Origin of the sequence: Streptomyces sp. NPDC058221 (assembly GCF_042882365.1) — a bacterium.
Lineage (GTDB): Bacteria > Actinomycetota > Actinomycetes > Streptomycetales > Streptomycetaceae > Streptomyces.
On record NZ_JBHVWF010000134.1, the window covers coordinates 1 to 1409 of the forward strand.

Annotated in this window: 2 protein-coding genes; one reads left to right on the top strand and one right to left on the bottom strand. The window is 65.7% G+C overall.

Annotated features, from left to right (window positions below; genetic code table 11):
* Positions 1–107: 107 nt before the first annotated feature.
* Positions 108–668 carry a ScbR family autoregulator-binding transcription factor gene (locus ACFVW8_RS31020; protein WP_389695846.1) on the bottom strand — a complete coding sequence of 187 codons (561 nt, stop codon included), beginning with the start codon at positions 666–668 and terminating at the stop codon, positions 108–110.
* Between the two features lie 293 nt (positions 669–961).
* Between ACFVW8_RS31020 and ACFVW8_RS31025 the strand changes: the two genes are divergently transcribed.
* Positions 962–1409, top strand: a 448-nt coding sequence (locus ACFVW8_RS31025; protein ID WP_389695848.1) for an AfsA-related hotdog domain-containing protein, incomplete at its 3' end; no start/stop codon positions are given.

Here is a 1409-nt window from a genome sequence, read left to right on the forward strand (position 1 = left end):
ACCCTGCACTTTCGCCACCAGGCAAAAGAAGCGCCCCCGCAGCTATAGCTACGGGGGCTCCGAGGATGAGGAATTAATAAATCCGGATGCGTAAATTAACCGGCGCTTCACGAAGCGTCGGGGAGCGCCACTTCCAGGATCTGATGCACCCAGGCGTCGAGGTCACGTCGGTCGTTGAGCACCCAGGAGATGTGCTGCGCACCGAAGAAGGCGGAGGCAAGGACACGCGCGTGGGCGTCCGGGTCGGCGCCGGCGGGCAGCTCCCCCGCCTCCACGGCGGCGCGGAACAGTGCGACAAGGACTTCGATGAAGCCCACGTACGGCTCCGGCAACGCCGTGTCGACGAAGGACCGCTCGACCTGCAGCCTGGCACCGGCCTGCACGATCGTGTCGCCCTGGAACGCCTGGGCCACCTTGTTCATGATCACGGAGACCCCTTCCAGAGGGCTCCGCCCCTCGCTCGGCTCACCTCTCACGGCCACCTCGAGCCGTGCGTAGAACTCCCCCGAGACGGCGAGCGCGAGGGCCTCCTTGTTCGCGAAGTGGAAGTAGACGGCCCCCTTCGTCATCCCGGTCAGTTCCGCGACGTCCTGGATCGTGACAGCCGGGAAGCCCTTGCGGGCGAAGAGCTCCGCTGCCGCGTCCAGCACCGCCTCCCTGGTGCGCATGGCCCGTTCCTGCTTGAGGGCGACTCCCTTGGCGCTCGAAACGCTCGAAGCCTGCCGTCGGTGCTCCACCGACACTGTTAACTCTCCTTTTACCTGCCCCGTACCAACGTCACTTGAAGTATACCTTCCCAAAGGTATGATTCCGTCCGCAGCTGCAGCACCATGTGTGCGCAGTCGGCTTCGACTTGGGGGGTCCATCAATGAGCCATGCAACAGCGTCACCCAGAACATCCGCAATGCCCAGGATCGATTTTCAGCAGACGGTTCCACGTGCCCTGGTACACCGTGCGGCGGTGGCCGAGGTCCTCCTCACCGACGCGGCCCGTATCGCGGCGGACCGTTTCGTAGTGGGCGCGCAGTGGCCTCGCGACCACGCCCTGTACCACCCGGACCAGGACGGCCTGAGCGATCCGCTGCTCTTCGCCGAGACGATCCGCCAAGCACTGGTCTATCTGGCACACCGCTTCTACGCCGTTCCGCTGACGCATCGCTTCATCGGCAGCCGACTCGACTTCAGGATCACCGACGCGGCGCCTCTCGTCGTCGGCCCCGCTCCTCTCCCGGTGACCCTGGAAGTCGAATGGGTCCCGGTCGGCAACCGTCCTCCGCACCGTTTCGGCATGGAGGTGCGCGCCACCCTCATGATCGCGGGCAAGCCGTGCGGTGACGGCAGGCTCGTGGGCGTCGCCGTGGACGACAAGCGCCCGGTCCCGTCATCCGCCCCTGCATCCGAAGGAGTTC